At 44.8% G+C, this 25,395-nt stretch carries 18 protein-coding genes; 8 read left to right on the top strand and 10 right to left on the bottom strand.

The features are described 5' to 3' along the window. Nucleotides 1-166: 166 nt before the first annotated feature. Nucleotides 167-2,137 carry a replication initiator protein RctB domain-containing protein gene (locus tag R7190_RS00540; protein WP_005374502.1) on the bottom strand — a complete coding sequence of 657 codons (1,971 nt, stop codon included), beginning with the start codon at nt 2,135-2,137 and terminating at the stop codon, nt 167-169. Nucleotides 2,138-3,374: 1,237 nt separating this feature from the next. On the opposite strand from R7190_RS00540, the gene R7190_RS00545 reads away from it, so the two are divergent. The 4 genes from R7190_RS00545 (at nt 3,375) to R7190_RS00560 (ending at nt 9,638) form a co-directional block, all read left to right on the top strand. Beyond that, entirely contained in the window at nt 3,375-4,592 is a 1,218-nt protein-coding gene (locus R7190_RS00545) for an AAA family ATPase (protein ID WP_005374503.1), read from the top strand. 7 nt (nt 4,593-4,599) lie between these two features. Continuing rightward, on the top strand, nt 4,600-5,574 hold the full coding sequence (locus tag R7190_RS00550) for a ParB/RepB/Spo0J family partition protein (RefSeq protein WP_005374504.1): 975 nt from the start codon (nt 4,600-4,602) through the stop codon (nt 5,572-5,574). A 105-nt stretch (nt 5,575-5,679) separates the two neighbouring features. After that, nucleotides 5,680-7,707, top strand: a complete 2,028-nt coding sequence (locus R7190_RS00555) for a tRNA(Met) cytidine acetyltransferase TmcA (RefSeq protein WP_186585561.1) — start codon at nt 5,680-5,682, stop codon at nt 7,705-7,707. Between the two features lie 251 nt (nt 7,708-7,958). Continuing rightward, nucleotides 7,959-9,638 (top strand): DUF342 domain-containing protein, encoded by a 1,680-nt coding sequence (locus R7190_RS00560; protein WP_186585562.1) that lies wholly within the window; start codon nt 7,959-7,961, stop codon nt 9,636-9,638. Between the two features lie 56 nt (nt 9,639-9,694). Here the strand turns inward: R7190_RS00560 and catC are convergent, their stop codons facing one another. Continuing rightward, the gene (gene catC, locus R7190_RS00565; protein ID WP_042522290.1) at nt 9,695-10,354 is read right to left on the bottom strand and encodes a type C chloramphenicol O-acetyltransferase; all 660 of its coding nucleotides are present in this window, start codon (nt 10,352-10,354) and stop codon (nt 9,695-9,697) included. Nucleotides 10,355-10,442: 88 nt separating this feature from the next. Here catC and R7190_RS00570 point away from each other — a divergent pair, with 88 nt between their 5' ends. Then, nucleotides 10,443-11,354, top strand: coding sequence for a LysR family transcriptional regulator (locus R7190_RS00570; protein WP_054700560.1), 912 nt, complete (start codon nt 10,443-10,445; stop codon nt 11,352-11,354). A gap of 208 nt (nt 11,355-11,562) precedes the next feature. Here R7190_RS00570 and R7190_RS00575 read toward each other — a convergent pair whose 3' ends face one another. The 3 genes from R7190_RS00575 to murQ all read right to left on the bottom strand — a co-directional run bounded on the left by R7190_RS00575 (nt 11,563) and on the right by murQ (nt 15,152). Beyond that, nucleotides 11,563-12,618: a porin gene (locus R7190_RS00575; protein ID WP_186585564.1), complete on the bottom strand. Its 1,056-nt coding sequence runs from the start codon at nt 12,616-12,618 to the stop codon at nt 11,563-11,565. A gap of 148 nt (nt 12,619-12,766) precedes the next feature. Further along, a complete protein-coding gene (gene murP / locus R7190_RS00580; RefSeq protein WP_054578581.1) occupies nt 12,767-14,221 on the bottom strand; it encodes a PTS N-acetylmuramic acid transporter subunit IIBC in 1,455 nt (484 codons plus the stop codon). A gap of 28 nt (nt 14,222-14,249) precedes the next feature. After that, nucleotides 14,250-15,152: an N-acetylmuramic acid 6-phosphate etherase gene (gene murQ / locus R7190_RS00585; protein ID WP_186585565.1), complete on the bottom strand. Its 903-nt coding sequence runs from the start codon at nt 15,150-15,152 to the stop codon at nt 14,250-14,252. Between the two features lie 242 nt (nt 15,153-15,394). On the opposite strand from murQ, the gene R7190_RS00590 reads away from it, so the two are divergent. Beyond that, a complete protein-coding gene (locus R7190_RS00590) occupies nt 15,395-16,246 on the top strand; it encodes a MurR/RpiR family transcriptional regulator (RefSeq protein ID WP_033907250.1) in 852 nt (283 codons plus the stop codon). A gap of 19 nt (nt 16,247-16,265) precedes the next feature. On the opposite strand, the gene mpaA is transcribed toward R7190_RS00590, so the two are convergent. Next, entirely contained in the window at nt 16,266-16,976 is a 711-nt protein-coding gene (mpaA, locus tag R7190_RS00595; protein ID WP_186585566.1) for a murein tripeptide amidase MpaA, read from the bottom strand. Between the two features lie 141 nt (nt 16,977-17,117). On the opposite strand from mpaA, the gene R7190_RS00600 reads away from it, so the two are divergent. After that, nucleotides 17,118-18,743: an ABC transporter substrate-binding protein gene (locus R7190_RS00600; RefSeq protein WP_186585567.1), complete on the top strand. Its 1,626-nt coding sequence runs from the start codon at nt 17,118-17,120 to the stop codon at nt 18,741-18,743. A 63-nt stretch (nt 18,744-18,806) separates the two neighbouring features. Here R7190_RS00600 and R7190_RS00605 read toward each other — a convergent pair whose 3' ends face one another. After that, nucleotides 18,807-19,391, bottom strand: a complete 585-nt coding sequence (locus tag R7190_RS00605) for a flavodoxin family protein (protein WP_186585568.1) — start codon at nt 19,389-19,391, stop codon at nt 18,807-18,809. A gap of 231 nt (nt 19,392-19,622) precedes the next feature. Here R7190_RS00605 and R7190_RS00610 point away from each other — a divergent pair, with 231 nt between their 5' ends. After that, nucleotides 19,623-19,961 carry a hypothetical protein gene (locus R7190_RS00610; RefSeq protein ID WP_025500824.1) on the top strand — a complete coding sequence of 113 codons (339 nt, stop codon included), beginning with the start codon at nt 19,623-19,625 and terminating at the stop codon, nt 19,959-19,961. A gap of 300 nt (nt 19,962-20,261) precedes the next feature. Here the strand turns inward: R7190_RS00610 and R7190_RS00615 are convergent, their stop codons facing one another. The 3 genes from R7190_RS00615 to R7190_RS00625 all read right to left on the bottom strand — a co-directional run bounded on the left by R7190_RS00615 (nt 20,262) and on the right by R7190_RS00625 (nt 25,392). Beyond that, entirely contained in the window at nt 20,262-20,855 is a 594-nt protein-coding gene (locus tag R7190_RS00615; RefSeq protein WP_017820061.1) for a mechanosensitive ion channel family protein, read from the bottom strand. A gap of 493 nt (nt 20,856-21,348) precedes the next feature. Further along, complete coding sequence (locus R7190_RS00620) at nt 21,349-23,463, bottom strand: type I secretion system permease/ATPase (protein WP_005374556.1); 2,115 nt, start codon at nt 23,461-23,463, stop codon at nt 21,349-21,351. Nucleotides 23,464-23,478: 15 nt separating this feature from the next. After that, nucleotides 23,479-25,392 carry an EAL domain-containing protein gene (locus R7190_RS00625; RefSeq protein WP_005374560.1) on the bottom strand — a complete coding sequence of 638 codons (1,914 nt, stop codon included), beginning with the start codon at nt 25,390-25,392 and terminating at the stop codon, nt 23,479-23,481. Nucleotides 25,393-25,395: the final 3 nt, after the last annotated feature.

Genomic DNA, 25,395 nt, shown 5'->3' on the forward strand with positions numbered 1-25,395 from the left:
CAGAAAGGACAAAAGGTTGTCTATTCGGGATAAATAGTAGTATTAGGCTTGGCTTCTAATGTCAGTGGTTTGTAAGAGTTAAGTCTGTTTTTTATCATCGAAAGACATTGTTACATTTCAAACCGATACATCACACCTATAGCTTGATACACATCAAGCGACACTTTTAAATCGCCATTTCATCCAAGGCACGAAATACCATTTCATCCATGTGACCATCGAAGATTTGACGACAAACTTTCCGACGCACCGCTAACCCCGCAATCAAGCGCTCGATGGTAAGATGCTTAACATCGTTCTGGGTGTTAAACAGCTCGACGGTTTTACTTAATGTCTCATAAGGAATCGGCTCATCCCCTACCCTTAGCCAATCGAGCTTCTCTATGTAATCTGAGCACTCTTCTTTGATTGAGGCATACGAGTGCCCTGTCATCGCAGACAAAGCCGTTATACTGCGTTCTAGAGCCTCTGGTGAGGTATATTTAGATAGAGTAATGGTGATCTCATCAGCATTGATCTCTACCAAATGTTTTCTTTGCTTCACGCGTCGCCCTAAATTTCCTCTTGGAGACGGTGCTTTGCGTTGAATGGGCTCAAATTCGCCGTCTATGATGCCTGAGAGCTCCTCAAGCTGTTGTCGGGTTACCATCTCATTACGAAGTGGGTTTGGCAGCGTAGGCGCCATGTTACGCTTTCCTGCGTTGGTTGTACGAGCACGTGAGTAACGCAACACCTCTTCGACGTCACATTTGATGTCGATCTGGTAATCCATCACTTTATCATTCTCGATCATAGTTTCGATCGTTAAGTGATAGCCCCATAAGTTCACCACAAAAAGATCGTCTGTCCCTTTGCCGTCTGACAAGCGTTTCAGCTCACGGATCAGATCCATGGAGAACCGACGCCATTCAATGTTACGTGCAAGCTTCTGATTTAACTCACTCAGTAGCATGCAATCCGTGTGACGACGAACCATGCGACTACGGAAGAAAGAGTACAGTTGAAACACCAAAGTATGTTGTTTCAAGATCTCTGGCGGAAACAAGAAGAAATAATCGCGCGTTAACAGCTCTTCATAAAACGAAGGTTCCCAAACTAAAATATATAAGTTTGGCTTGATACGAATTTCACCATCGCTTCCCTCCACAGGTGCCTCTTCAGAGGCCGTGATGGTTCGAGCAAGAAAACGAAAACGATCACTTTTGAAGCCCTCTGGCATGTTTTCACTTAGCCAACGTCCCGTAAGTTCATGGAGCTGAAAATCAGTGAATTCAATGCGATCAATGCTATCGCGAATGGAATCACGAGCTGGGCCACTGTCTTTTTTGCCTCTGAGCGACAAAATATCAGTGATGTATAGCGGCGTTTTGTTTGGTACGTGAGCAGCATCAAGCTGATACTGATCTTTGTGATGATCATGATACTGAACCGTTAACGTGAAGAGAGCGAACAGGGTCATGAGATCATCCACAGTCATGATATTTTTGGATGATCGCGTCTCAATAACGGCTTTAGTGCCAGAGATCGACACCATGGATTTCTGATAACTTTTTCGAGTTCTTGGTGGCGCAAGTGCTTGGTCAATGATCCCAGCCCAATTTGTTGGAGATACAACAAATTGATCGGCTTCATCTTTCATCGTGGGAGGTGTGTTTAACCCGTGCTCATTCAACAAACGTTTGTTTACTTGAGTCTGAGCCAATGCTTTCGAACGTTTTTGTTTTTCGTTCTGACGAACTTTGTCGGTAACGAGACTTGTTGCTCCCAACACAGATATAAGCTGATTGGGATTCACAAATTTATGTAGCATCGTTTTACCAGCAAGTCCCTCTTCAAAACGCACTGGAGTTTGAGTAAATAAACCAATATTTACTGCCGCGCGCAAACGTTGTTGCAGGGCTGCACGTGTGAGTTGCCCATCTGTTGCTTCCACAATCTCTGTGGTTGAAACCAAACCATCCTTGCTGCTGAAGCCTCGTAATGAGATCAGATTAAGCAACTCTAAGATGCTTTTGGTCACCCCTTTGAAATGTTGGTACTGCTCTACCCAATCCGCAGAGGATTCATGTACCTCAAAAAGATGGCCATCTTTGTGGCTTCTCGGTGCTTTAATCAGAATTTTTTCATCAGCCGTCATTTTAGATCCAGATCACACTAGCCGTAGTTGTGCTATGGTTCCGAAGAATAAAGAAAAACAGATCATAAATAAAGAAAAAAGATTGTTTTTAAATAACTGATCTTTTTGATTAATCTGATCTTAATTGATTATATGATCTAATGATCTGGCTTGAAATTTCTCGCTAAGCTTTTGTTCTATAAGACTATTATTTCCATGTGTTTCGGAACTATGATCATAAGAAGTCTGAAAGTATGATCAACAATAACCTGAAAGCATGATCATATTTATTCGTAAGCATGATCATTAAGGTTATGAAAAGATGATCAAAAGAGTCTTGAAACGATGATCATGATGTTTTTACAGGTTATCCACAGATGCAGTATTTAATAATGATCTTCACGATGATTATATTGTGCATTGGTGATGTTATTTATACTCGGATCGATGATCAAGAGCCAATATATCTATCGTTCTGGCGCCCATATTGATGAGATATCACTCATCTGATTAAAATACATTCAAGTCGCTCATATTTAGAAGTAAATCCTAGTCTCTGCTTATTTACAGGAAGCATGATCATGAGAGCGTGATTTATCATAGCAACTTGAGCAATTTCATTGTTCCGGCTTCTATAACGTCAATTTCTGCTCAATCCCCCGTTCTGTCTGCACTCAACCGTAAATCAGAGAAGAAAACTCATGCTTCCGAGAGATTCTAAGGCTTGATCATATTTCCGATTAATGGATCTTATTTTATTTGCGTGTTTACACCGTACTCTGCTCTATTTTTCCATGATCATGCTTTCGGATTTGCTTATTAACACGGAAGCATGATCATAAGCATGCCTTGATCATACTTCCATAGATGTTTCGCTGGAACTGCCCTATTTTGCTCGGAGACATGATCAAGGTGTTCAGGTCTTTATTGTTCCGATATTACTTACTATTTATCGTTTAAATTAGGTTGGTCTAACATAACCCGTAATTTAGCTTAAGATTATAATCGTTCCGGTAGAAAATTGATTTACATTGTAAATGAGTGACGCTGTAACACTTTTTATTTTTAAGTTTAGGTGTCCACTTATGAGAAGATTATTTGATTAAAAATAGTTATCTTTTTGACCATAAATCATAAAAGCGTCGATTTGGGTGTTTTTTTATGTGATGGTAATTCAAAATGTTCGTGCACCTTTTTGTTGTTTTTGGTCTTTACTGCTGTACAATTGCAATTATAAATCCTTCCAACGGAATTTGGCATGAAAAGAGAAAAAACGATTGAAAACCTTCTTGAGTTAGCGGAGCTGACTCAGCAGGTTCAAGCTGACCGTATTGAAATTGTTTTAGAAGAGCGAAGCGATAACTACTTCCCACCAATGTCGAAAGCGATGATGGAAACCCGTTCTGGTCTAACTCGCCGTAAGCTCGACGACGCGATTGGTAAAATGGAAGCCGCTGGGCATCAATTTACTAAAAACAACGCGAATCATTATTCAATTACGTTAGAAGAAGCACACATGCTCATGGATGCGGCTGAAGTGCCTAAATTTCATGAGCGTAAAAAGAATTCAGGTAACAAACCTTGGATTATTAATGTGCAGAACCAAAAGGGCGGTACAGGTAAATCAATGACCGCGGTTCATTTAGCGGCATGTTTAGCGCTAAATTTGGATAAACGATACCGTATTTGTTTAATCGACTTAGACCCACAAGGCTCGCTACGTTTATTCCTCAACCCGCAAATCAGCATGGCAGAGCATGATAATATCTATTCTGCGGTAGACATTATGTTGGGTAACGTGCCTGATGGTGTGGAAATTGACAGTGAATTTTTACGTAAAAACGTATTGCTGCCAACGCAATATCCGAACTTAAAGTCGATTTCAGCGTTTCCAGAAGACGCGATGTTTAATGCGGAAGCATGGCAAACGCTATCTGAAGACCCATCACTCGATATCGTCCGTCTGCTGAAAGAGCAACTGATTGATAAAATTGCTGATGACTTCGATATCATTATGATTGATACCGGTCCACACGTTGACCCATTAGTATGGAATGCTATGTATGCATCAAATGCCTTGCTAATTCCTTGTGCGGCTAAGCGTCTGGATTGGGCTTCAACAGTAAACTTCTTCCAGCATTTGCCTACGGTATATGAAATGTTCCCGGAGGACTGGAATGGTCTTGAGTTTGTTCGCTTGATGCCAACCATGTTTGAGGACGACAATAAGAAGCAAGTTTCTGTTTTAACTGAAATGAACTATCTTCTAGGTGACCAAGTTATGATGGCTACTATTCCTCGTAGCCGTGCGTTTGAAACCTGTGCCGATACCTACAGCACAGTATTTGATCTGACAGTAAGCGATTTTGAAGGCGGTAAGAAGACACTAGCTACCGCGCAAGACGCTGTTCATAAAAGCGCACTGGAATTAGAGCGTGTGCTGCACTCTAATTGGCCGTCATTGAATCAGGGGTAATAAGTAAATGGCTTTGAAAACGTCTGAATTAAACGCGAAATTATTTGGCAAAACGAATAAGCGTCGTGTTGTGACTCCGCAAGAGGCGCAAACTGCGGCAAAAGAGAAAGCTCAAACGATTGAACTAGCAGTTGCAGGTGAAAATATTGTTCAGTTTGAACTTGTGCGTATTCCTGCAAATAAAGTTGCGACAGAAACAACAGTATTTGTTGATAACGCTCGTGAGCAATCGTTCTTAAACGAACATGCTTTATCTGATGTTTTAGTCACACTCAAAGAGCGTGGCCAACAATATCCAGCTGTGGGTCGTAGAACTGAAGATGGCAAGATCGAAGTTTTAGATGGTAGCCGTCGTCGCATGTCTTGTATCCTCGCTGAACAAGACTTTTTGGTTTATGTTGCTGACAACATTAATACTGACCATGCTAAGTTTTTGTCTGATGTGGCAAATGCTCACAAGCCGCTCTCTTTATATGAAAAAGGGAAAGAGATGCAGGCTAAGCTTGATAGTGGTGAAGCTGAAGATCAGAAAGCATTGGCAAAAATGTTCCAGTGCAGTGAAGCGTTGGTAAGTGGCGCTTTAAAAGCCGCAGCATTACCGTTAGAACTGCTTCAAGCGTATCCGAATGTTGGCGATCTCGGTCGTCCAACTATCGTGAAACTGCACAAACAGTTTTCAACGCTGACGCCAGAGCAGCAGCAAGAGCTGTTAGATAAATGTCGCTCTAGCGAAGGGTTTTTATGGCAGCGAAGCACAGCTCAAGGCGTTGCTCGTCTGACAAAAGAAGTCACGGAAAGCATCGAAAATTGGATTACTGAACTTGCACCAGCAAAACCTGGTAAGAAGACGGAAAAAGTCGACTTAGTTAAAGGTCGAGCAAGCTATAGCCGAAAAGGTAGCAGCCTGGCGTTGAACTTGAAGAAAGTTGACGACAGCTTAATGGAAGAGATTCTTGCGTTTGTACAAACCAAACTGCAATAACAAATGATGATTGAATCAACCGCCTCCGGGCGGTTTTTTTATATCTGAGAAGCGTCAAATTAAAGATGTGATACCATTGCGTCAGTTCAACGTTGGATAGACAAAATGCAGACACAATCTGATTTCCTTTCATCACTTCAACATCAAGCTCACCAATCTTTCCAAAGGATTGGTATTGTCATTCAAGGCGAGGCTTCTTGGCAAAATGCGTTGATGTCAGAGTTCCATAAAACGCAGCGCCATCAACGTTGGTTTTCTGTTGGTGATTTTGGTTTGAAAAACGTATCCAGTGTTTCGTCTAAACAAGGGCACATGTTGCTAGGCAGAGAGTGTGACGTTCTATTGTTTGATGCTCGAAATGGCTTTGACGCCAATAGTTTTACCGCCGCGCTTGGCTCATTGGTTGGCGGCGGTTTTCTTATTGTCATTACTGAGCTGCGACAAAATGCGAATTTTGCTCAGCAATGGATGCACAAACAATGGGAGAAGCTCGTTGTTATTGAGCAAGACAAACCATTGCCAACGGCTCCAGACATCAAGCAAGCAGAAAAAGAAAGCCACTACACGGAACAAGAACATGCCATTTCTCTAATTGAAAAGGTGGTGACAGGACATCGAAAGCGACCATTAATTTTGACCGCTGATCGTGGACGTGGAAAAACAAGTGCCCTCGGCATTGCGTGTGCGAGCTTATTACAGCAGAAGCCACTTAGAATCTTAATTACCGCACCATCTATAAAAGCCGTTGAGCCTGTTTACCAACATGCTTTGCGGCTACTTCCAAATGCGCAGCGTATTAGGAAGGACAGATTAGAATCAGGGCAGGGAGCCATTCAATTCATTGCTCCTGACGAACTTCTATCGAGCAGACCTGAATGTGATTTGTTACTTGTCGATGAAGCGGCTGCAATTCCAGTTCCTATGCTCAAAAGCATTACCGAACATTATCATCGACTCGTTTTTTCTACGACTGTTCATGGTTATGAAGGTTGTGGCCGGGGCTTTACGATTAAATTTGTTGATTGGCTTCAGAAACAGCGTTCGGGAATGAAAACATGGCACATGACACAGCCCATCCGCTGGAGCATGAATGATGCGCTTGAATCATGGCTCTATGACGCGTTTTTGTTGGATGCGGAGTTAACGCACCATCAACTTAAACAGGTCGACTCAATTTCCCTTTCTAAAGCCGATAAGAACCATTTGATATCGCAGCCTAGTTTGCTGCGTGAGTGCTTCGCTCTTTTGGTGAATGCTCATTATCAGACCTCGCCGAATGATTTGATTCACCTTTTGCAAGACGACAACAGTCAGCTCTATTTTGCTAAGCAAGATAATGCGGTTGTGGGGGTGATATTAGCGGTCGAAGAGGGGGGCCTTGACGATGAATTGATTGAAGAAATCCAGCTTGGTAAGCGTCGTCCTAAAGGACACTTAGCCCCAATTACGATTGCAAACCACCTAGGATTCCCGAATGTCGCGAATCTATCGACGCTGCGAGTCATGAGAATTGCGGTTCATCCAGCATTGCAAGGCAAAGGCATTGGTCAAAAAATTCTGCAGCAACTTGAGCAAATGGCTGCTAAACACATTGCCTACTTATCCACGAGTTTTGGTGCGACGGAAGAGTTGCTCTATTTCTGGCGACAATCGAACTTCCGTACAATTCGCTTAGGGTCAATGCGCGATGCTGCTAGCGGTTGTTATTCAGTCTTGATGGTCAAACCTTGTGATTCCCAACAGACGGCTTGGGTCGACCAATCTCAGGCGCTATTTGAAGAAATGTTGTCTAACAATGTGGCTGACGTCTATCCAAAATTAGAAGCCCCTATTTTTCGAGCTCTATTGTCGCAACCTTTGGGAATGAGTCCACTTCATCCCGCTAAGTTATTACTAATTGAATGTTATGCTGATGGTGGTAACAGTTATGAGTCTGTGTCTGTGTGGCTTCAACAGTGGTTACTTAATTTAGGTTTGAACTCTGCTTCCGACTTGATGATTAGTAAGCTTTTTCTTAACCGCAGTTGGACTGAATGTGCTCAGCAATTTGGTTTACCTGGAAGAAGGCAAGTTGAGCAGCAGTTAAGGGACGAAGTAAGACACATTTGGAGCGATTTACACTGTAAACAATAAAGGGAAATTTACACTGTAAATGAAATTATTGGGAGCTGATTTTACACTGTAAATCCAGCTCCTTTTTGTTTCAGCGTGTATCTTGATTGAGCTTTAGGTTAAATCGAGTTTTCTCTTAATATGCTGTTTAACCGTTATTGATGGATTACTTTCTTTAGTGACGTGAGCCCTATAATAAGAAATGCGAGGTTTGTTCAGAAAACGGATTTGGTTAGACTGAAAGTGTTGATGGGAAGCAAAGTGGTAAGGGTATGTGGAAGCTGTGTCTTGAGTTATCTGAAGATAAGACCAAGGTGATAGCCCGTCTTCCGGGAGAAGTGGACCTCGGTGGTGAGCTAAATCAAAATGAATTAAACGAGCTGCTCGTCGCAATGAACGCTGAAAGGATGTTTGTTGTTGAGGGGGAAGTCGTGAGATTCATTAACTGCGCCAAAGAACGTAAAGACGAAGCTTACGAAGGCATCGTCATTGCGGAAAAACGCAACGCGCAAGTTGAGGTCGAATTATCGAATAATGACATGCTCGCCAGTATGAACGTTGTCGGTGCGTACGGAGGCCGAGGTTTACGTGGCCCCGAGATTGTTCAAGCCCTTGCTCAAGCGCGAGTTTCGAAAGGCATCAACAAACTGGCTTTGAAGAAAGTGTTGGTTGTCAGCACTCAGCTCAAACCCGGCGAAACTTTTTCTCAACCTGTAGCGGTTGGTAAGCAACCTATCAAAGGCAAAGACGCTCTTTTTACTCCTCTCGTTAAAGACATCACCAAACGCATCCTCAAACCCAAAGACGGCCAATCTGCTAGCGACAAAATTGATTTACGTAACCTCGGTGAAACTATCGCGGTTGACGTAGGCGATGAGGTGATGCGCCGCACGCCTGCGACCAAAGGTACGCCTGGTTTTACTGTTCAAGGGCGAGTGATTCCTCCACAAGCCGGAAAAGACAGCCCAATGAAGCCAGGCAAGGGCACCGAGATAAGCAAGCAAGACCCAAACCTATTGATTGCATCGGTATCCGGTACGCCTCTGATTAAAGACAAAACCATCGAAGTTGATAACGCACTCTGCCTCAATAGCGTTGGCGTGAATACAGGCCACGTGAAATTCAAAGGGAATGTGATTATCGGTGGCAACATTGAATCTGGCATGATTGTTAAAGCGACGGGTTCTATTACTGTAGGCGGCTTCATTGAATCGGCTGACGTACAAGCGCAAGACGACATCCAAGTTGGTAAAGGGATCATTGGCCATACCGTGAGTGATGGCCAGCCAAAGAGTTGTCACGTCAAAGCCAAAGGTTCGATTCGTGCCAGCTACGCCCAATATTGTGATTTGCAAGCCGGCGAAGATATTGAGTTGGCGGTGCACAGCATGAATAACGATATTGTTTGTGGGCGCAATCTGACGGTGCTAGACGCGAACGGTAGGAACGGCACGCTCAGCGGCGGAGATGCAAAAGTCGGTGGCAAAGTGGTGTGCTTACAATTGGGCGTAGAAGGCGACACCGCCACTAAGGTAGAAGCGTTCGCACGCTATTCTGCATTTAAGGAACGATTAGCAGAGCTTAAAGAACAATACAAACGCGCTCAAGAAGGCACGATGGATGTGATTCGTAAAGAGCTCGAATTTAAGAAACGTCCTAAAGCCGAACGTACCGACGAAGAACAAGCTCAGATTGACGTGATGAAAACACAAAACAACGAGCAGCTTGAAGCGATAAAGCAAAAGCTAGAACAAACGGAACACGACTTTGAAGTCGCGTTAGAAGAAAATATTGTCGAAGCCAAAGAGCGTGTCTTCACACGCGTGACGGTGCAGTTTGGCGACGAGCAGGTAACGACAAAGCGCACTCATGGCGGTTGTTCGTTCCGTTTCAATCAATACGAAATTAAAGTCTCGGCGAACTTGGAAGAAGAGGACGTCGCTGCGGTTTAAGCTTTCTTACTCACTGAGCCCACACGTCGCAACAAGATGTGTGGGCTTTTGTTTATCTACAAATCGACAATGTGCTCTTGATAGTAGTCCGCAAGCGCACCGACTTGGCTGCTACACATTACTTTCATTGCTTGTTTAATGTGTTCTATTGGCCAGTTCCACCATTGGATATTGAGTAGAGTTTCAATCTCTTTATCGCTGAATCGTTGACGTACGACTTGGTTGTTTCCAACCACCACCGAATAAGGTTGGACGTCTCTCGTCACTACTGCGCGTGCTCCGATGACGGCTCCATCGCCGATGTTTACTCCGGGCATGATCATCGCCTCGCTGCCAATCCAAACATCATTCCCCACCACTGTATCTCCGGCACGCTCGAAACCGTCTTGTACGCCTTCTCCAAAGTCTTCAGGAGAGAAGGGGAAGGTCGAAATCCAGTCAATGCGATGACCTTGGTTTCCTGCCATCATGAAGGTGGCTCCAGAAGCGATGGAACAAAACTTGCCAATGATTAATTTGTCGATGCTATCGGGTTCTCTACTTTGCCATTCTTGAAGTGTGACGGGGTCACCCAACAAGTAGCGTACCGCTTGCTCTTCGAAGCTTTTTTGATGATAGAAGCCCGAGTAATAGCTGTAATCGCCAACGATGATATTGGGATTAGTGATGTGATCTTTAATGACTTGACCTTTTAACCACGTGTCGAAAACACTCATAACTCATCCTTTCAAATTTAGGTTGTACAGAGTTTAGAGGCTTTCTATTATTTCCAGTAGTTTGATTTTAGAGATTCAGAATTACTGTATGGAAATAAAATGGCTCAGCTACGTACCACTTTACGTCGCTTTGTGTGAGGAACGAAGTATTGCTGGTGCAGCAAAGCGACTGAATTGTTCGAATGCGCATGTAAGTCGGCAACTTAAACAGCTTGAAGACATATTGTCGGTGCAGCTTATTCAGCGAACTACGCGCCAGTTTAATTTGACCTACGATGGTTTGCGGTTTTATCAGCAGGTAAAGCAACTGCTCGAAGGCGCTGAGCAGATCAATGAGCAAGTCATGGCAAACGAGATCGTATCGGGAAAATTGAGAATAGCGGCGTCCGCTTCTTTCGGAGCTGCGTTACTCAGCCAAACATTGATCGAGTTTCGATTGCAACATCCACAAGTGAGTGTTGAAGTGATCTTCACAGAGACACCTCTCGACTTGATTGAGGCTGGGTTTGATATCGCATTCTACTTTACCGATACTCCCCCAGAGGGATACGTCGGCCATCAGCTACGCACTTTACACTGTAAACCGATCGCTCATCGCTCGTATTTAGCTGATAAACCAAATGTAAGTACGCCAGAGGAGCTTGGTGACTTAGAGCACATCCTTTATAAAAGTCGTGACTTGGTGTTAGACAAGTGGACGTTTACGCATAAGCAAACTCAACAGCAGTGCAGCATTGAGTTAGAAAGTACGCTGAGTTTTAATCTTGTCCAGTCCATGTTGGATGCTACTTTGGCTGGCTGTGGTGTAGCCATGTTAGATGAATTTGCATTGGCTAAACTCGAACCTGCACAAAAAGAACAACTCGTGAGTTTGCTTCCAGAATGGCAAACGGATGCGATTTTGCCGCTTTATCTGCTTTACCCAAAACGTGAGCACTTACCAAGAAGAACGCGAGCGTTCATTGATCACTTTAGGAACATATATTCTGTCGGCGAATAGCGACAACAAACTCAGCAACAATTGTGGAAGCAAAGGAATGCGAAAACACTGTCACCAGCTTCCCTGATGCAGGCGTGTTTGTTAAAACAGGTAACGAAGAAAACATATGGCGAGGGTGAGCTTCTTCAAATCAGCATTAAAGGCAATAACTACTGATCGGACACAGAAGAAGCTCATGGATTCAGCTAACTTACATTAAGTATCGTGCTTACAGCTCGTAACGTAGACCTAAGTGGTAGTAGCTTTCGTCTGCGTGCGCACCGCCAAACGAGACTTCTTGTCCATTGCTGTAGCCACGCGAGCCGTTACGATCAACGTAGTTTGTGTAGATAGAAGAACGAGGCGTCAGTTTGTATTGCACTTCTAGCGTTGTATCTTTCAGCTCTAGCTCGTCACCATCACTGTTTTCTAAAGAACGATAACCAGCACGCAGTACCCATTTGTCATTTACACTGTAAACCGCCGTTAATTCCATCACTTTGTCGGTACTGGTTTGTGAGTAATAGCCCTCTAGTTCATCTTCCGAGTACAACGCACCCAACATCAAATCACCTAGGTAGTAACGCGTACCTGCGCCCCAGAATGTGTAATCGGTGTCGTTGCTTTCACGTGCATCACCTTTATTCTTCTGCATCGCCACCACTGGTGCCAAGGTACCCAAATTTCCCATGTCTAGCGTATAACGCAGTGCAGTGTTGTAACCGTAGTCGAGCTCAGAAGTGTTGTTTCCTAAAATGTACGCGACAGAAAAATCGAAATTACCTAGGTTGTTTTGGTATTGCAGCGTGCCATCTTGACGGAAAACTTGCGTCGCGGTTTTGTCGACTTTATTCGCTTGGCGCGCCATAGAAACATCGGAAGAGGCGAACACATCACCAATGTCGGTAAACATAATCAACCCAGATGCCACGCGACCACCAGTAATGCGACCATAATCTTTCGCATCAATACCCGCCCATACATAACGTGCGGTCAGAGACGGTTTGTCGTTTACTTGGTTTGCGTATTCAGCGGCACCCACTTGGTATTGCGCTTGGCCGATGATCGACGCGTACTCGTTGATGGTTTGTGAACCGTTTAAACCAATACGGCCATCAAACTCGCCATTTGCATCGCCGTGCTCATCATTTTTACTGGTGACATTGAAACCAAGACGAGAGTAAATATTTAAAACTGACCCATCTTCCGCTTGATACAGCTGCGCTGCCATTGCGTTTGATACCATCAATGTTGGGAGAAGTAGAGCCAAAATGTGCTTTTTCATGATTAACGACCTTTCATTTCTATTGTTTTAGGTACGACAAAGCCCCTTCCGAGTAACGGAATAAGAAAAATTGTCGTGAAGTAGAGAGAGGGTGCGCCCTTGTTTGCCAAGGGCGCGAGCTAGTCCATTCCTATAGGGGAAGAATGATTTAGCTTAAATCGACGTCTTTGCAGCCAAAGAAGTAAGTCGCGAGGAAGCCGACGATGTAAGAGATAAGCAGGCCGGCAACAAACACCATCATGCCCGGGAAGATGCCATTTTCAGATGTCATGAGAGGAATCGCCACGATGCCGGACGGGCCAAACACCGTATTAAGACCAACTGGTAAGCCAAGGTAAGAAACTAAACCGATAAAGAAGCCGCCCGCAGCACCACCAATACAAGCGGTAACGAATGGTTTTACGCGTGGTAATGTCACGCCGTAAATCAATGGTTCGCCAATGCCTAGAAGACCCGGAATAATAGCGCCTTTAACTTGAGTGCGCAGTAGAGCGTCTTTTTTGGCTTTGAAATACAGCGCCATTGACGCGCCAACCTGACCGCCACCAGCCATTGCCAGGATAGGGAATAGCGAGTTAAAGCCCTGTGCTTCCATCAATGCGAAGTACACTGGAACAAAACCCTGGTGGATGCCAAATACCACCGAAATTAAGAACAAACCTGCCAAGATTGCAGCGCCTAATGGGTTATCGTTTAAGTTGAGGAACAACCAAGACATCCCTTTAAATAACTCGCCGCCGATCGGCATGATGAGCAAGAAGGTTACCGCACCCATGATCAATAGAGTGATAACGGACGTTAAGATCATGTCCAGATCATCAGGCATGTATTGACGAACCTTACGCTCGACTTGTGCACCGATGATCGCTGCCAAAAGTACGCCGATAATGTTGCCGCGCGGATCAATCGCAAAGCCGAAAAACTCGTTCATGCCAGAGTAAATGCCGGATGTCGCCTCTGGGTTGTAACCCAGCACAAACAAAGAGGCGAGAATGGCACCATTAACACCAGAGCCGCCAAACGCTTGCTGCGCGTTGTAACCAATCAGAATACTTAGGAAAGCAAACAGACCCTTACCAAAGACTTTCATGTAGGCGATCAAATCCAACATAAACTGGCTTGGTGTCTGGTCGAGAACAAACATTTGTTCCAATAACGTCGCAAAACCTAGCAACAAACCAGCGGCAATAAAACCAGGGATCAACGGCGTAAAGATAGTGGCAAACTTGCTTAAAAAACGCTGAACTGCACTGGTTTGTTTGCTCTTCATCTGCTTTTTCTGCTCGGCTGCGACGGCAGAAAGATCTTGTTGCGGCATATCTGCTTCTTCACTGTCACCAGAGGTTAAGCTGTCGATCAGTTGATTCATCATCTCAGCCGCTTGTTGAGCTTTTCCGGGACCGAGAATGATCTGAAACTGCTCATCGCTTTCCACCACACCCATTACGCCGGGAATTTGCTTGATAACTGATTGATCAGCCAAGCCATTGTTGGCGAGCGATAAACGCAAACGCGTCATACAGTTACCACATTTGCTTACGTTGCTACTGCCACCCACTGCGGACAGCAACTGCGATACTGTGTTTGAAGTTATTTTTGCCATAGGGTCTATCCTTCAGAACTCGGATTATTTAGTTATTATTTAGTGCTGCGCGAATAAAGCCGTTGTGCGCGGCGAGGCGTGATTTGGCTTGTTCGGCATCCAATTCGGCCAAAATCATTAAGATGGCGGTTTTGCAGTGGCGACCGCAGGCATTTAATGCTCGCTCTGCTTCTTCTTTTGATGCGTCGGTTGCTTCCACAACAATGTTGGTTTGGCGTTGTATGAGCTTGGCGTTAGTGGCTTCTACATCCACCATTAAGTTGCCAAATACCTTACCACTACGAATCATTGCGCCTGTCGTGAGCATGTTTAGCACCAGTTTTTGTGCGGTGCCGGCTTTCATGCGAGAAGATCCAGTGACAACCTCTGCGCCAACTATCGGCAGAATCGCGATGTCGGCCGCTTCTGCCATGGCACATTCTGGATTACAGGCGATAGATGCGGTCGTGGCTCCGATGGATTTAGCGTAGTCCAAACCACCTAGTACATAAGGTGTACGGCCACTCGCTGCAATGCCTACAACCACGTCATGCTTGGTGAGGTGAAGTGCTTTTAAGTCGTCTTGACCCATTTTCGCGTTGTCTTCTGCGTTTTCTACCGCTTTTAAAATTGCTTGATGTCCACCAGCAATTAAGCCAATCACCATATCTGGATGCGTGCCGTAGGTAGGAGGACACTCGCTTGCATCAAGAATGCCTAAGCGACCTGACGTACCAGCTCCCATGTAAATTAAACGGCCACCATTTGCAAAAGCTTGGGTAATTGCGTCAACTGTCTCTGCAATTTGTGGTAGCACCGCTTTTACCGCGAGCGGGACTTTTTGATCCTCTTCATTAATGACTTGCAGCATCTCGATAGTCGAAAGCGTATCGATCTCGGCACTGGCTGGGTTACGGCTTTCTGTCACCAATCTGCTTAAATCAATTTTCATGTTTTGCACTCTTCGTAATGTTCAATCTGAGGGCGATTTTATGGAATAAAATATTCAGGTTTGGTGATAAAAATCACACTTGAGGTTATTCTTTATGCAGGAGAAATTTGGAATAATGAGAGAAAATATACGTCTATTACGTCCGGGATTAACTGTCTTGGTTAGAATAATCAGGGGGTTAAATCAAACGCCTATTATTTCTGATTTGGAATAATTTATTTAAAATTTTTGAGGTTTTTGTTGTGTCAGTTATCAATAAGATAGTCGCGAGGCGTACTCAGCTTTCGCAAAGTGGTCGTTTGGTTGGCGATTGGATTGTTGAAAACGCAGAAAAGGCGGCGCTGCTCACCAGCCAAGAACTTGCGGCGCAAGTAAAAGTGAGTCAATCGAGCATTGTGAAATTTACTCAGCGTATCGGCTTTAAAGGTTACAGCGAGTTTAAGTTAGCTCTGAATGAAGAGATTGGCCGTAAGCATGCGATGCAGTCGACACCGCTGCACAGTGATATTTTGGCTGACGACCCCATTGCGGTTATTTCACAGAAACTGGTGAAAGCGAAAACCGACGCTATGTTTCAAACCACCAATACGCTGTCTTACGAAGCGTGTCACCAAGCGGTGAAATGGTTGAGTGAAGCGCGTCGAGTGCAAGTGGTCGGGATTGGGGGCTCTGCACTGACCGCGAAGGATTTAAGCTTTAAACTGCTTAAACTTGGTATTACGGCGCTTTCTGAACAAGACAGCCACGTGCAGATTGCTGTTGCCCGCACGCTCTCTCCAGAAGATGTTCAGATCGCAATCTCGTTTTCGGGTGAGCGCAAAGAAATTCTCGTCGCGGCAGAAGCGGCAAAAGAGCAGGGCGCGAAGGTGATTGCGTTATCTGCGCCTGGAAGAAGTCGCTTGCGCGGTATTGCCGATATTACGTTTGATACGATTGCCAATGAAACGGAACATCGCAGCTCATCCATTGCTTCGCGTACCGCGCAAAACGTGATCACCGATTTGCTGTTTATCATCTTGGTTCAGCAAAGAGACGACAGTGCCCGTCAGTTGATCAGCGATATTAGTACCGACATCAAACAGATCCTCACATGATCGCTTGTTTAACAGCGGACTAGAGATCCGGATCGTGCCTCAGCAAAGCAATAAAATCAGAGAGATGTTTTTCAATGGTGAGATCGGCAGAAATCGCGGGTAATTCCAACGTGATGCAAGGTAAATCACGTTCACTACACCAAGTGCCGAATGAGCCGGGAGTTTCGTAGTCGACATCGTCAACGATTGGCAGTTGAAACTGCTCGCCGAGCCATTTGGCGAGGTTGGAATGTTTGGGATCATCCACAAACGCAAGCGGTTCATGAAACGACACCACAAACTTTGGCTTGCGCAGTTCAATCAAGTTAATTAATGCGCTAACTTCAGGCTCTAGTTGGTTTTTAGTGCCAGTTTTCACCTGTACGTCTCGAACGGGTGTGTGAGAGCTCCATCGATACACTGTGCCATGCTCAGTCCAATTTTGGGTTGGAAACGCGCGATTGAGATCCACTTGGTTTGCATTTGCGCGTGTGCCTAGTTGGTTGCCGTCAGGATTCATTGACAGAATCACATCATGTCGTAAGTTTTCAGCAGGCAAGCTTCTTAGCGCGCAGGACAAACCTGCAATCGAGGCCGTCTCGTCCCCGTGAGTGCCTGCCAAAATCAAACCTCGCGAAGCACTTTCGACTTGAGCCGGAAAATACAGTAATGGCGCACCAAGCACGGATTGACCGTATGATGTTGGCCGAATTAAAAATGCCGCTCTTTCCGTTCTTGGAATTAGACTCACCGTAATCTCCTGATTGATGAAGTAGTATCAATATCTAAGCTAATTACACCTAGCTAAACTGAACCGTTTAAACTCGTCAACGGTTGAAATGTTAATTGTGGCACTTGCTTCACAAGACGCGTTAGGAGAACGAAAAACGATATGGATTTTAAAAAACATTCAACGGCGTTGCTGATTTCCTCTTTATTCACCCCTTTTCTTGCTACATCAGTTGCTGCGGAGACCTTACCTAAAGGCATTCAACTTGCCGCAGAACAGCATGTAGTACGTGCGAATGACGCAGAGGCGGCGACGCTTGACCCAGCGAAAGCCGAAGGTCTGCCAGAAATGCATGTGATTCGTGACTTATTTGAAGGGCTTGTGATTCAAGATCGTGACGGAAACATTATTCCCGGTGTGGCAGAATCATGGGAAACCAACGACAACCAAACCTTTACTTTTCACTTGCGCAAAGACGCGAAATGGTCGAATGGCGAGCCTGTGACAGCGGATGATTTTGTCTATTCACTGCGCCGAGCGGTAGATCCGAAAACCGCTTCTCCAAATGTTTGGTATCTCAAACTCACCAAGATCAAAAACATCACCGATGTAGCAGAGGGCAAAAAGCCTTTGGACGATCTCGGTATCAAGGCAGTGGATAAATACACCCTACGTTTTGAGTTGGACAGTCAAGTGCCGTACTTTGTTGCTATGACTGGGCACACGTCCATGATGCCAGTGCATCAAGCGACAGTGGAAAACCGCGACAAGCCGTGGAGCGAACCAGACCAATTTGTTAGTAACGGTGCATTCACATTGGATAAGTGGGCCGTGAATGAGCGCATTGAACTGGTTAAGAGTCCAAGTTACTGGGACAGCGCAGATACGCATCTAAACAGAGTGACTTACATTCCGTTTGAAAACCAAAACGCGTCGATCAATCGTTATGCGGCAGGAGAGCTGGATATCACGTCAGATGTGCCGACTCATATGGCGCAGAAACTTAAACAAGATTACAAGCAGGCTTACACGGTGGTGCCATTATTGTGCACGTATTACTACGCGTTCAATACCACTCGTCCGCCATTTGATGATGTGCGAGTGCGTCAAGCGGTGTCGTACTCCATCATGCGCGATGTGATTACGAATGGTGTCACGCAAGTGGGCAACCTTCCTGCTTATACTTTTGCGCATCAGTACACCGCAGGGTTTGATGCGACGCCGCCTGAATACAGTAAGTGGAGTCAGCAACAACGTGACGAGAAAGCGCGTCAGTTGTTAAAAGAAGCGGGTTACAGCCAAGACAAGCCGCTCGATTTTAAATTGTTGTACAACACCAGTGAGGCAAACAAATCGATCGCGGTTGCGATAGCGTCGATGCTACAAAAAAATCTCGGTGCAAACGTGGAGTTAGAAAACCAAGAGTGGAAGTCGTACTTAGTGGCGCGTAAACAAGGCAATTTCGATGTGATGCGCGCTTCCTGGTGTGGTGATTACAATGAAGCGTCTACTTTCCTGAGCTTACTTCGCTCAGGTTCTTCGGGTAACTTTGCACGTTACAGCAATGAAGCGTACGACAACGCGATGAACAGTGCATTGGCCGCAACCGATGAGAAAGCGCGCCAAGGTTTCTATGAGCAAGCCGAGCAATTGTTGGCGGCGGATATGCCAATCGCACCGATTTACTACTACATGCAAGCGCGTTTGGTTCGTCCTACGGTTGGCGGTTTTGCCAAGAGCAACGTAGAAGGTCGTATCTACTCGAAAGACCTCTACATCAAGAAGTAGCGCTCAAAACAAGCGATAAATATGAAGCCCCGAAGATGTATCTTACGGGGCTTCTTTTTATTGTTAGCGAGTGGAGAGCTTGTTCACGAGCATAGCGACTCGTTTGCCAAGATACTCTGCTGTTGCAACATCAGAAGCATGCAACTGACCATCTTCACCACCTTGTGCAACAATACCACCTTGTACACCATAACGATTCAGGTTTTGCTCCCCAGAATTGCTGATCTTATCCAATCCGACCCACATCATACCGTGCTGGTAAGCGAAGGTTTGAAGGTATTGCAGTGAGCAAGATTGGTCGCCATTCATTGCCCCACCACTGGTAAAGCCAGCCGCGATTTTGCCCGCCCATTTTTGGTAATACCAAGATTCACTGCTTGCATCTGCAAATGCTTTAAACTGCGCTGCTACACCGCCCATATAGGTCGGTGAGCCAAAGATAATCGCATCACACTCAGCAAGTTCATCCATTAGTTTAGAGTTCACAAAACGTCCCTCAATAATCTCACTGCCTTCAATTCGGTGAGAGAGGATTTCACATTCATCTTGCTGCTTAATGCCTTGTTGTTCAAGGCCTGCGGCAATCGCGCGAGCAAGCTGACCAGTAACGTCGGTTTTAGAGAAATAAATAATCGCAATTTTGGACACAATGGTTCCTTTTTTCATTGTTGATTTTTAATCGTGCGACTAAGGCTAAAACCTCAAGCTAAGTTGAGGTCAAGAAGAGATTTGAGATAGATAAAGTACGAATTGGTATCTAAAGAGCTTTCTTATAGGGTAAGTCGACGGCATAACTACAGTGAATGCAACGACGATGAATATCGTGTATAAAAGCGTTAAAGGAAGATCTTAAAGATGTAGAAAACTCTCTTGGAAACAATGATAAAGGTACCGATACTAGTGATGAGTAATAGGCGGAAAAATAGATTAAAATATGTAAACTCAGACCTGATCCAAGGCGGGAAAAGTACATTTCATCGTTTCTTAAGGCGAGGGATTATTATCATTATGGTAGGAGGCCTTTCTACAGCCTCTTCCACGGTATTTGCACACTTTATAGCGGGTGTGTTTGATGTGGATATGAATGTTCATCCAGAGAGCTTAGAAGAAAAAGTGCATGCACTACTTTTTGTTTCGGTCAGTCTTGTTTTTTACCTCTTTTATGCCCTTATCTCGCTAAATATTAGTGGGTGGCTCATAATGAAGCTAAAAATATAAGCTTAACTAAAACCATGTCCTTGTATTTTAAGGAAGATGGAACTAGTGACGATTTTTTCTTTGCTTGCACCATCTCTATTTTTTGTATTTATTTAAGGTTCGTAAATAAGAAGCTTCCTTTGGTTGAAGTGGCGCTTTTGGTTTCGGCGATGTGTCATGCTTTTATCATGAAAGAATACAGTGGTGACCTTCAGCTTATACGTTTTGTCTCTTCACTGTTTTTCGCCATTAACTTTGGGTTATTTGTGACCACCAAGTGATACTAAAAAGCCGATGTAGATACATCGGCTTTTTAGTGGGTTATTTCTTTCTGCGAGTATAAATCCGAGATTTGGCTTTACTTGGCTCTGGCTTGTTTTTTGCCAGCTTTAGCACTGCTTTTTGCAAAATCTGGTTGTTTGGGTAAGTGATTAAGTTACCGTTGTCGTGCTTAATTAACACGTGAAACATGCTGATTTCTTGAATCTCACCGCAGATGTCTTCATCTTTGTCTACGACTTTAATTCGGTCACCCACTCGGTACGGGAAGACAAAAAAGATCAAAAAGCTGGCAGTGATGTTGCTCAGAATTGACCACTGCGCAATAAACGCCACACCTAATACGGCAAAAATGGACGATAGGAACAAAGACACATCGCCATAGCCAATACCTGTGATAATGGCAAAAATAGAGGCGGTCAAAAATAGCAGCGCGACATTGAAACAGCGCTGAATAAAACTCAAACGAGCCTTTTTTACACCTTTCGTTGTTGCCAAATTTAGGATGGCTCTATTTACAATCCTCTTCAGGATGCGATACGCGATCAGGACAAAAATGCCCATCAATAGTTTGTAACCGAGGGAGCCCGTAGTGAAATACTGGCTCACTTGCTCTAATTGGATCCAATCATTCATTTCTTCATCTCGACGATATCTAGAAAGCGGCTTTTATAGCTGATTTTTTGCTGTAAGTAATCACAATTTTTCTTTACACCATTTGTCTCTGTGTTGAGGTTCCACAGAGTACTATATAAGTTAATCAAAGACTTAGTGAGTATTACGAACTCTTTGGCTTCATTACTTATATTCAATCAAAGCTGACGTGATTTTGAAGAGAGCAATCTTTGAGCTGTATCCCATATCCGACATTCTATGACGCTAGTTCCGTATAAACGAGCTGAATATGACTTTTGTCCTGATAACCTAAGATGTATTAATTGAAATAGCTTTTAGGGCGTTGAAAAATGGAAGAAGATGAAAAGGCGATTATGATTTTATTCGTGATTGTTGGCCTTGTACTCGTTTGGGTCGCGCTTGAAGAACTTAATTATCTCGGACTCCCAATAAAATAAGCCCCGTTAAACACAAGTTAAACGGGGCCTTTGTCTTTTATCAATGTGAATTCAGGCTAGCTAACCGCACGCACTTTGCCTTGTTTCAAATCGTTCAGCACTTGCGCTTTAGGGCCATCTGCGATGATGCTGCCTTTCTCCATCACAATTACGCGATCAACGATGTCGAGCATAGACGTTTTATGCGTAATCAGAATCAGCGTTTCACTAGGTTTCAACTGTGCTAATTGATGCTTAATGTGCATCTCTGAGCGGTTATCCATTGCACTGGTTGGTTCATCCATGAGTAGAACAGGAGGACGACCCAAAAATGCACGAGCGATCGTGACTGCTTGACGTTGACCACCCGAAAGCATTGCACCACCTTCACCAACTTGGCGTTCTAAGCCCGCAGGGTCAGATTGCGTAAACGCAGTAACACCGGCACGATTCGCTGCGTCTAGTACGTCACGGTCATCGGTTAATGGGCGACCTAGCGTAATGTTGTCGCGGATAGAACCAAAGAACAGATTCGAATCTTGCGGCACACAACCAATATTACGGCGAATGTCGACATGATGCAGCTGTGCGATGTCGGTATCATCAATGCGAACATGACCTTCCGTCGGCTGATACAAGCCCATGATGAGACGTTCTAACGTGGTTTTACCCGAACCGATACGGCCTATGATCGCTACTTTTTCGCCTGGGTTAATGGTCAAGCTCAAATCTCGAATCGACGCCACCGGTGAATCTGGGTAGTGGAAGGTCACGCGTTCAAGTTCAATTTTGCCTTGTACTATTGGGCGGTGAATGTAACGTTTACCTTCTTCTTGTTCATCCGGCATTTCCATGACTTGATTGATAATTGTCATAGAAGACTTCGCTTGGTTGTAGCGCGTAGAGAGTAAGGATAACTGAACCAAAGGACCAATCGCGCGGCCGCTAAGCATGGTTGCGGCAATCAAACCACCCATGGTTAAGTCGCCTTCTGCAATTAAGTAAACGCCTAGGATGATCATCCCTACGTTACTACTTTGCTGGACAAAACCTGCCGCGTTTTGAATGCTATCCGTAATTCGGCGGCTTTTTATATTCCAGTTCGCCATGTGCGCAACTGCCTCTTCCCAGCGGTATTGGAATTGGCTTTGCGCACTGAGCATTTTTACGGTTTCTAACCCAGCCAAGCTCTCTATCAAATTGGCATATTTTTGCGATGCTAGGCGTGAACCCTCCTCAATGGAGCGGCGCAGCGGCCCTTGTATCAGTAGCGAGTGAATAATCAAAATGACCACGCCCACCATCGGTACATACACAAGATCGCCAGCCATTAGCCATATAATCACTAAGAACAAAATGGCAAAAGGCAAATCAATGAGAGCACTGACGGTCGCTGAAGTAAAAAACTCTCGAATAGATTCGAATTCTTGTAAATGGCGAGCGAAGGCACCGACCGAAGGCGGCTTTGATTCCATTCTAATCCCCATCACTTTGCTGAACAGTTTGGATGAAATCAGAATGTCAGACTTCTTGCCCGCCACATCAATGAAGTAATTTCTCAGCGACTTGAGAATGAAGTCGAACAGGAACACGACAAAGATGCCGCTTGCTAGTACCCATAGGGTTTCAAACGCAAGATTCGGAACCACTTTGTCGTACACCAAGCGAGTGAATAGCGGAGCGGCAACCGCAAAGAGGTTGATGAGAAGTGATGCGATTAAAACATCACGGTAGATGCGTTTTGACTGCCACAAGGTGGACCAGAACCAGTGGCCTTCGTTGGTTTTGAGCACTTCGGGAGAGCGCTCATCGAAACGGAATTGCTTTTTAACTAAAAAGTACCGACCAGTGTATTGCTCAAGTAGGTCTTCTAATGGAATAGAGATCGGCACCATTCCACTTTCTAGGGTGGTGACTTCGGCCTCGCGTTTCTCCATATTGATGCTGTTGAGAACGCAAGAGTCACCGCCTTTAAGAACTAAGATTGCCGGCAGAATTAGGCTGGAGATGCTCTCCAGCTCTGCGCGGTTTTCCTTGGCAACCAATCCGGCCCTTTCCGCTGCTCTTGGTAGCAAAAATGGGGTCAGTTTACCGTCAGATAGCGGTAGTCCGTTGACTAGCGCTTCTGGCGAGTTAGCTAACCCATAGTAACGGCTAACGTAGATGAGCGAATTCAGTAAAGGGTCTTTCATCGTTGATAAACCTTTTTATTCCTTGTCGACGATGAATCCTTGGAATACCTCAACAAAATGTTCAGTGAGGAAATCCAACTGGATTTGAGTTTCGATACGCGATGCGATAGTCGTAATACCAAGGTTGTGGGCAGTACGAGAGATCGACGTTAGCGTGAATTTCTGTTTTTCGTCGTGCAAGTTGTGTGTGAATAGGTAATCGAGCTTCACATAGTTCGGGCGGAACTCTTGGATGTATTCCAAAGATTGGAAGTTACGTCCGTAGTTATCTACGCCGAACTCAGCACCTGATTGGCGAATGGCATTACATAACAGTGCTGTGTGGTGAGGCTGATCGATAAAGCATTCCTCTGGAATTTCAAAATGTAGCTTAGAGGCCACTTTGGCGTGTTTCTCTAGCATGCTCGTTGTCCAGCGAATAAACGATGGTTGAGACAAGCTGCTTTGCGCGATGTTAATCGCGACTGGGTCATTAAGTTCACCATTTTCTAGCATCTTAATCATTGATTCAATGACATACTGGTCAAAGATGTTGGTGGCGTCTAACTGTTCTAGTGCGAATAGGTATTGATTCGCACGATACGTTTCACCATCTTTTTCGATGCTTGAAAATACTTCGTTGTGGAATACTTTACCCCATGTGTTTTTCGCAGCTTGGAAACGGAATTTAACCCAATCACTATGAATGGCTTCTTCAACCAACGCTTTCCATTGCTGTTTACCCATCAAACTAGAAGGTGTATCACTGCCAATGAAGCCGTATGGCTTGTCTGGTTGCGCTTTGGCTTTCGATAGTGCGTTGTCCACCATCGAGAGGATTTCAGAGCGCGTTTTCTGATCTTTGCTGTGTGCAACCCCTAGTGACGCTTTAGGTTTTGCTAAGCCTGTTGGGTCAGTATTTAGGCCGTTCACACAATTGACGATGCTGTCCGATAAAATGCGTAACTCGCTCTCATCCATATGAGGGAAAAGCAAGCCGAACTCATCACTAGACAAGCGAGCAATAGTGGCACCCGGTACATCAATGGTGTTTTTCAAACGTTGAGACAGTTCTTTAACGTGGGCATCTGCGCGTTGGTAATCTTTGGTCTCGTAAATGTCCCCAATGTATTCAGCATGGAGTAGCGCGATACCCCCTTGCGTTTGCTCTGCAAGCCATTGGTCAATTTGGTTGATGTAGAATGAGCGGTTACCCAATTTAGATATAGGATCGAGGTAAGCTTGAGCACGCAGACGTTGCGCCTCTTTGGCTTGCTCTTTGAATGATAGCTCGATTTGAGCAGACATCATGTTAATGCCATCTACCACCGCGATAAGATCTTTGGTTCTTGGACGAGCAAGCGGTTCACCAAATTGGTTATTCGCGATTTCATGCATTTTATTCACGATGGCCGTTAATGGTTTTAGCGAGCGACGTAGGATGTATGAAATTGCCACTAAACCAGCTAGAAAAATGACACTGAATACAGACAGCAAGCCAATAAAACCTTGCCAGAGCTGCTCGTAAGCTGCGCCTGGGTGGCTAATGATTTCTACTTCGGCGAGCTGCATCCAACCACTGGTCACAACACGCTTATCGTGAATCGCTTTAAATAGATTCATGTCGATAAACCATTGTGGCACCGTACTTGGTTTAACTGGGTAAGTACGCACGATCTGGTAGTCAGAATCTAATGCTGTAAGACGAACAACGGAGTAGGTGCTGCCGTCAAACAGAGCATTAATCACGGACTCAACCGCGACTTTATCTTTGTCCTTTAGGTAAGGAGCCAATGCCAAACCTACGGTGTTAATAGTGTTGTTGACCTCTGAACGTTGCTGTTGCTCCAAGCTGTCTCGAGTCGTGTTGAATTGGATTACGAATACTGATGCCAACAAGAGTATAAAGACCGTAACCATCCCCACCACAAGCTTCTTATATAGGGTCATGTT

Source organism: Vibrio sp. 1078-1, assembly GCF_033340475.1.

Coding starts and splice junctions, on each gene's coding strand:
- R7190_RS00540 (WP_005374502.1), bottom strand. CDS start 2,137: ATGACGGCTGATGAAAAAATTCTGATTAAAGCACCGAGAAGCCACAAA.
- R7190_RS00545 (WP_005374503.1), top strand. CDS start 3,375: ATGAAAAGAGAAAAAACGATTGAAAACCTTCTTGAGTTAGCGGAGCTG.
- R7190_RS00550 (WP_005374504.1), top strand. CDS start 4,600: ATGGCTTTGAAAACGTCTGAATTAAACGCGAAATTATTTGGCAAAACG.
- R7190_RS00555 (WP_186585561.1), top strand. CDS start 5,680: ATGCAGACACAATCTGATTTCCTTTCATCACTTCAACATCAAGCTCAC.
- R7190_RS00560 (WP_186585562.1), top strand. CDS start 7,959: ATGTGGAAGCTGTGTCTTGAGTTATCTGAAGATAAGACCAAGGTGATA.
- catC (WP_042522290.1), bottom strand. CDS start 10,354: ATGAGTGTTTTCGACACGTGGTTAAAAGGTCAAGTCATTAAAGATCAC.
- R7190_RS00570 (WP_054700560.1), top strand. CDS start 10,443: ATGGAAATAAAATGGCTCAGCTACGTACCACTTTACGTCGCTTTGTGT.
- R7190_RS00575 (WP_186585564.1), bottom strand. CDS start 12,618: ATGAAAAAGCACATTTTGGCTCTACTTCTCCCAACATTGATGGTATCA.
- murP (WP_054578581.1), bottom strand. CDS start 14,221: ATGGCAAAAATAACTTCAAACACAGTATCGCAGTTGCTGTCCGCAGTG.
- murQ (WP_186585565.1), bottom strand. CDS start 15,152: ATGAAAATTGATTTAAGCAGATTGGTGACAGAAAGCCGTAACCCAGCC.
- R7190_RS00600 (WP_186585567.1), top strand. CDS start 17,118: ATGGATTTTAAAAAACATTCAACGGCGTTGCTGATTTCCTCTTTATTC.
- R7190_RS00610 (WP_025500824.1), top strand. CDS start 19,623: ATGATAAAGGTACCGATACTAGTGATGAGTAATAGGCGGAAAAATAGA.
- R7190_RS00615 (WP_017820061.1), bottom strand. CDS start 20,855: ATGAATGATTGGATCCAATTAGAGCAAGTGAGCCAGTATTTCACTACG.
- R7190_RS00620 (WP_005374556.1), bottom strand. CDS start 23,463: ATGAAAGACCCTTTACTGAATTCGCTCATCTACGTTAGCCGTTACTAT.
- R7190_RS00625 (WP_005374560.1), bottom strand. CDS start 25,392: ATGACCCTATATAAGAAGCTTGTGGTGGGGATGGTTACGGTCTTTATA.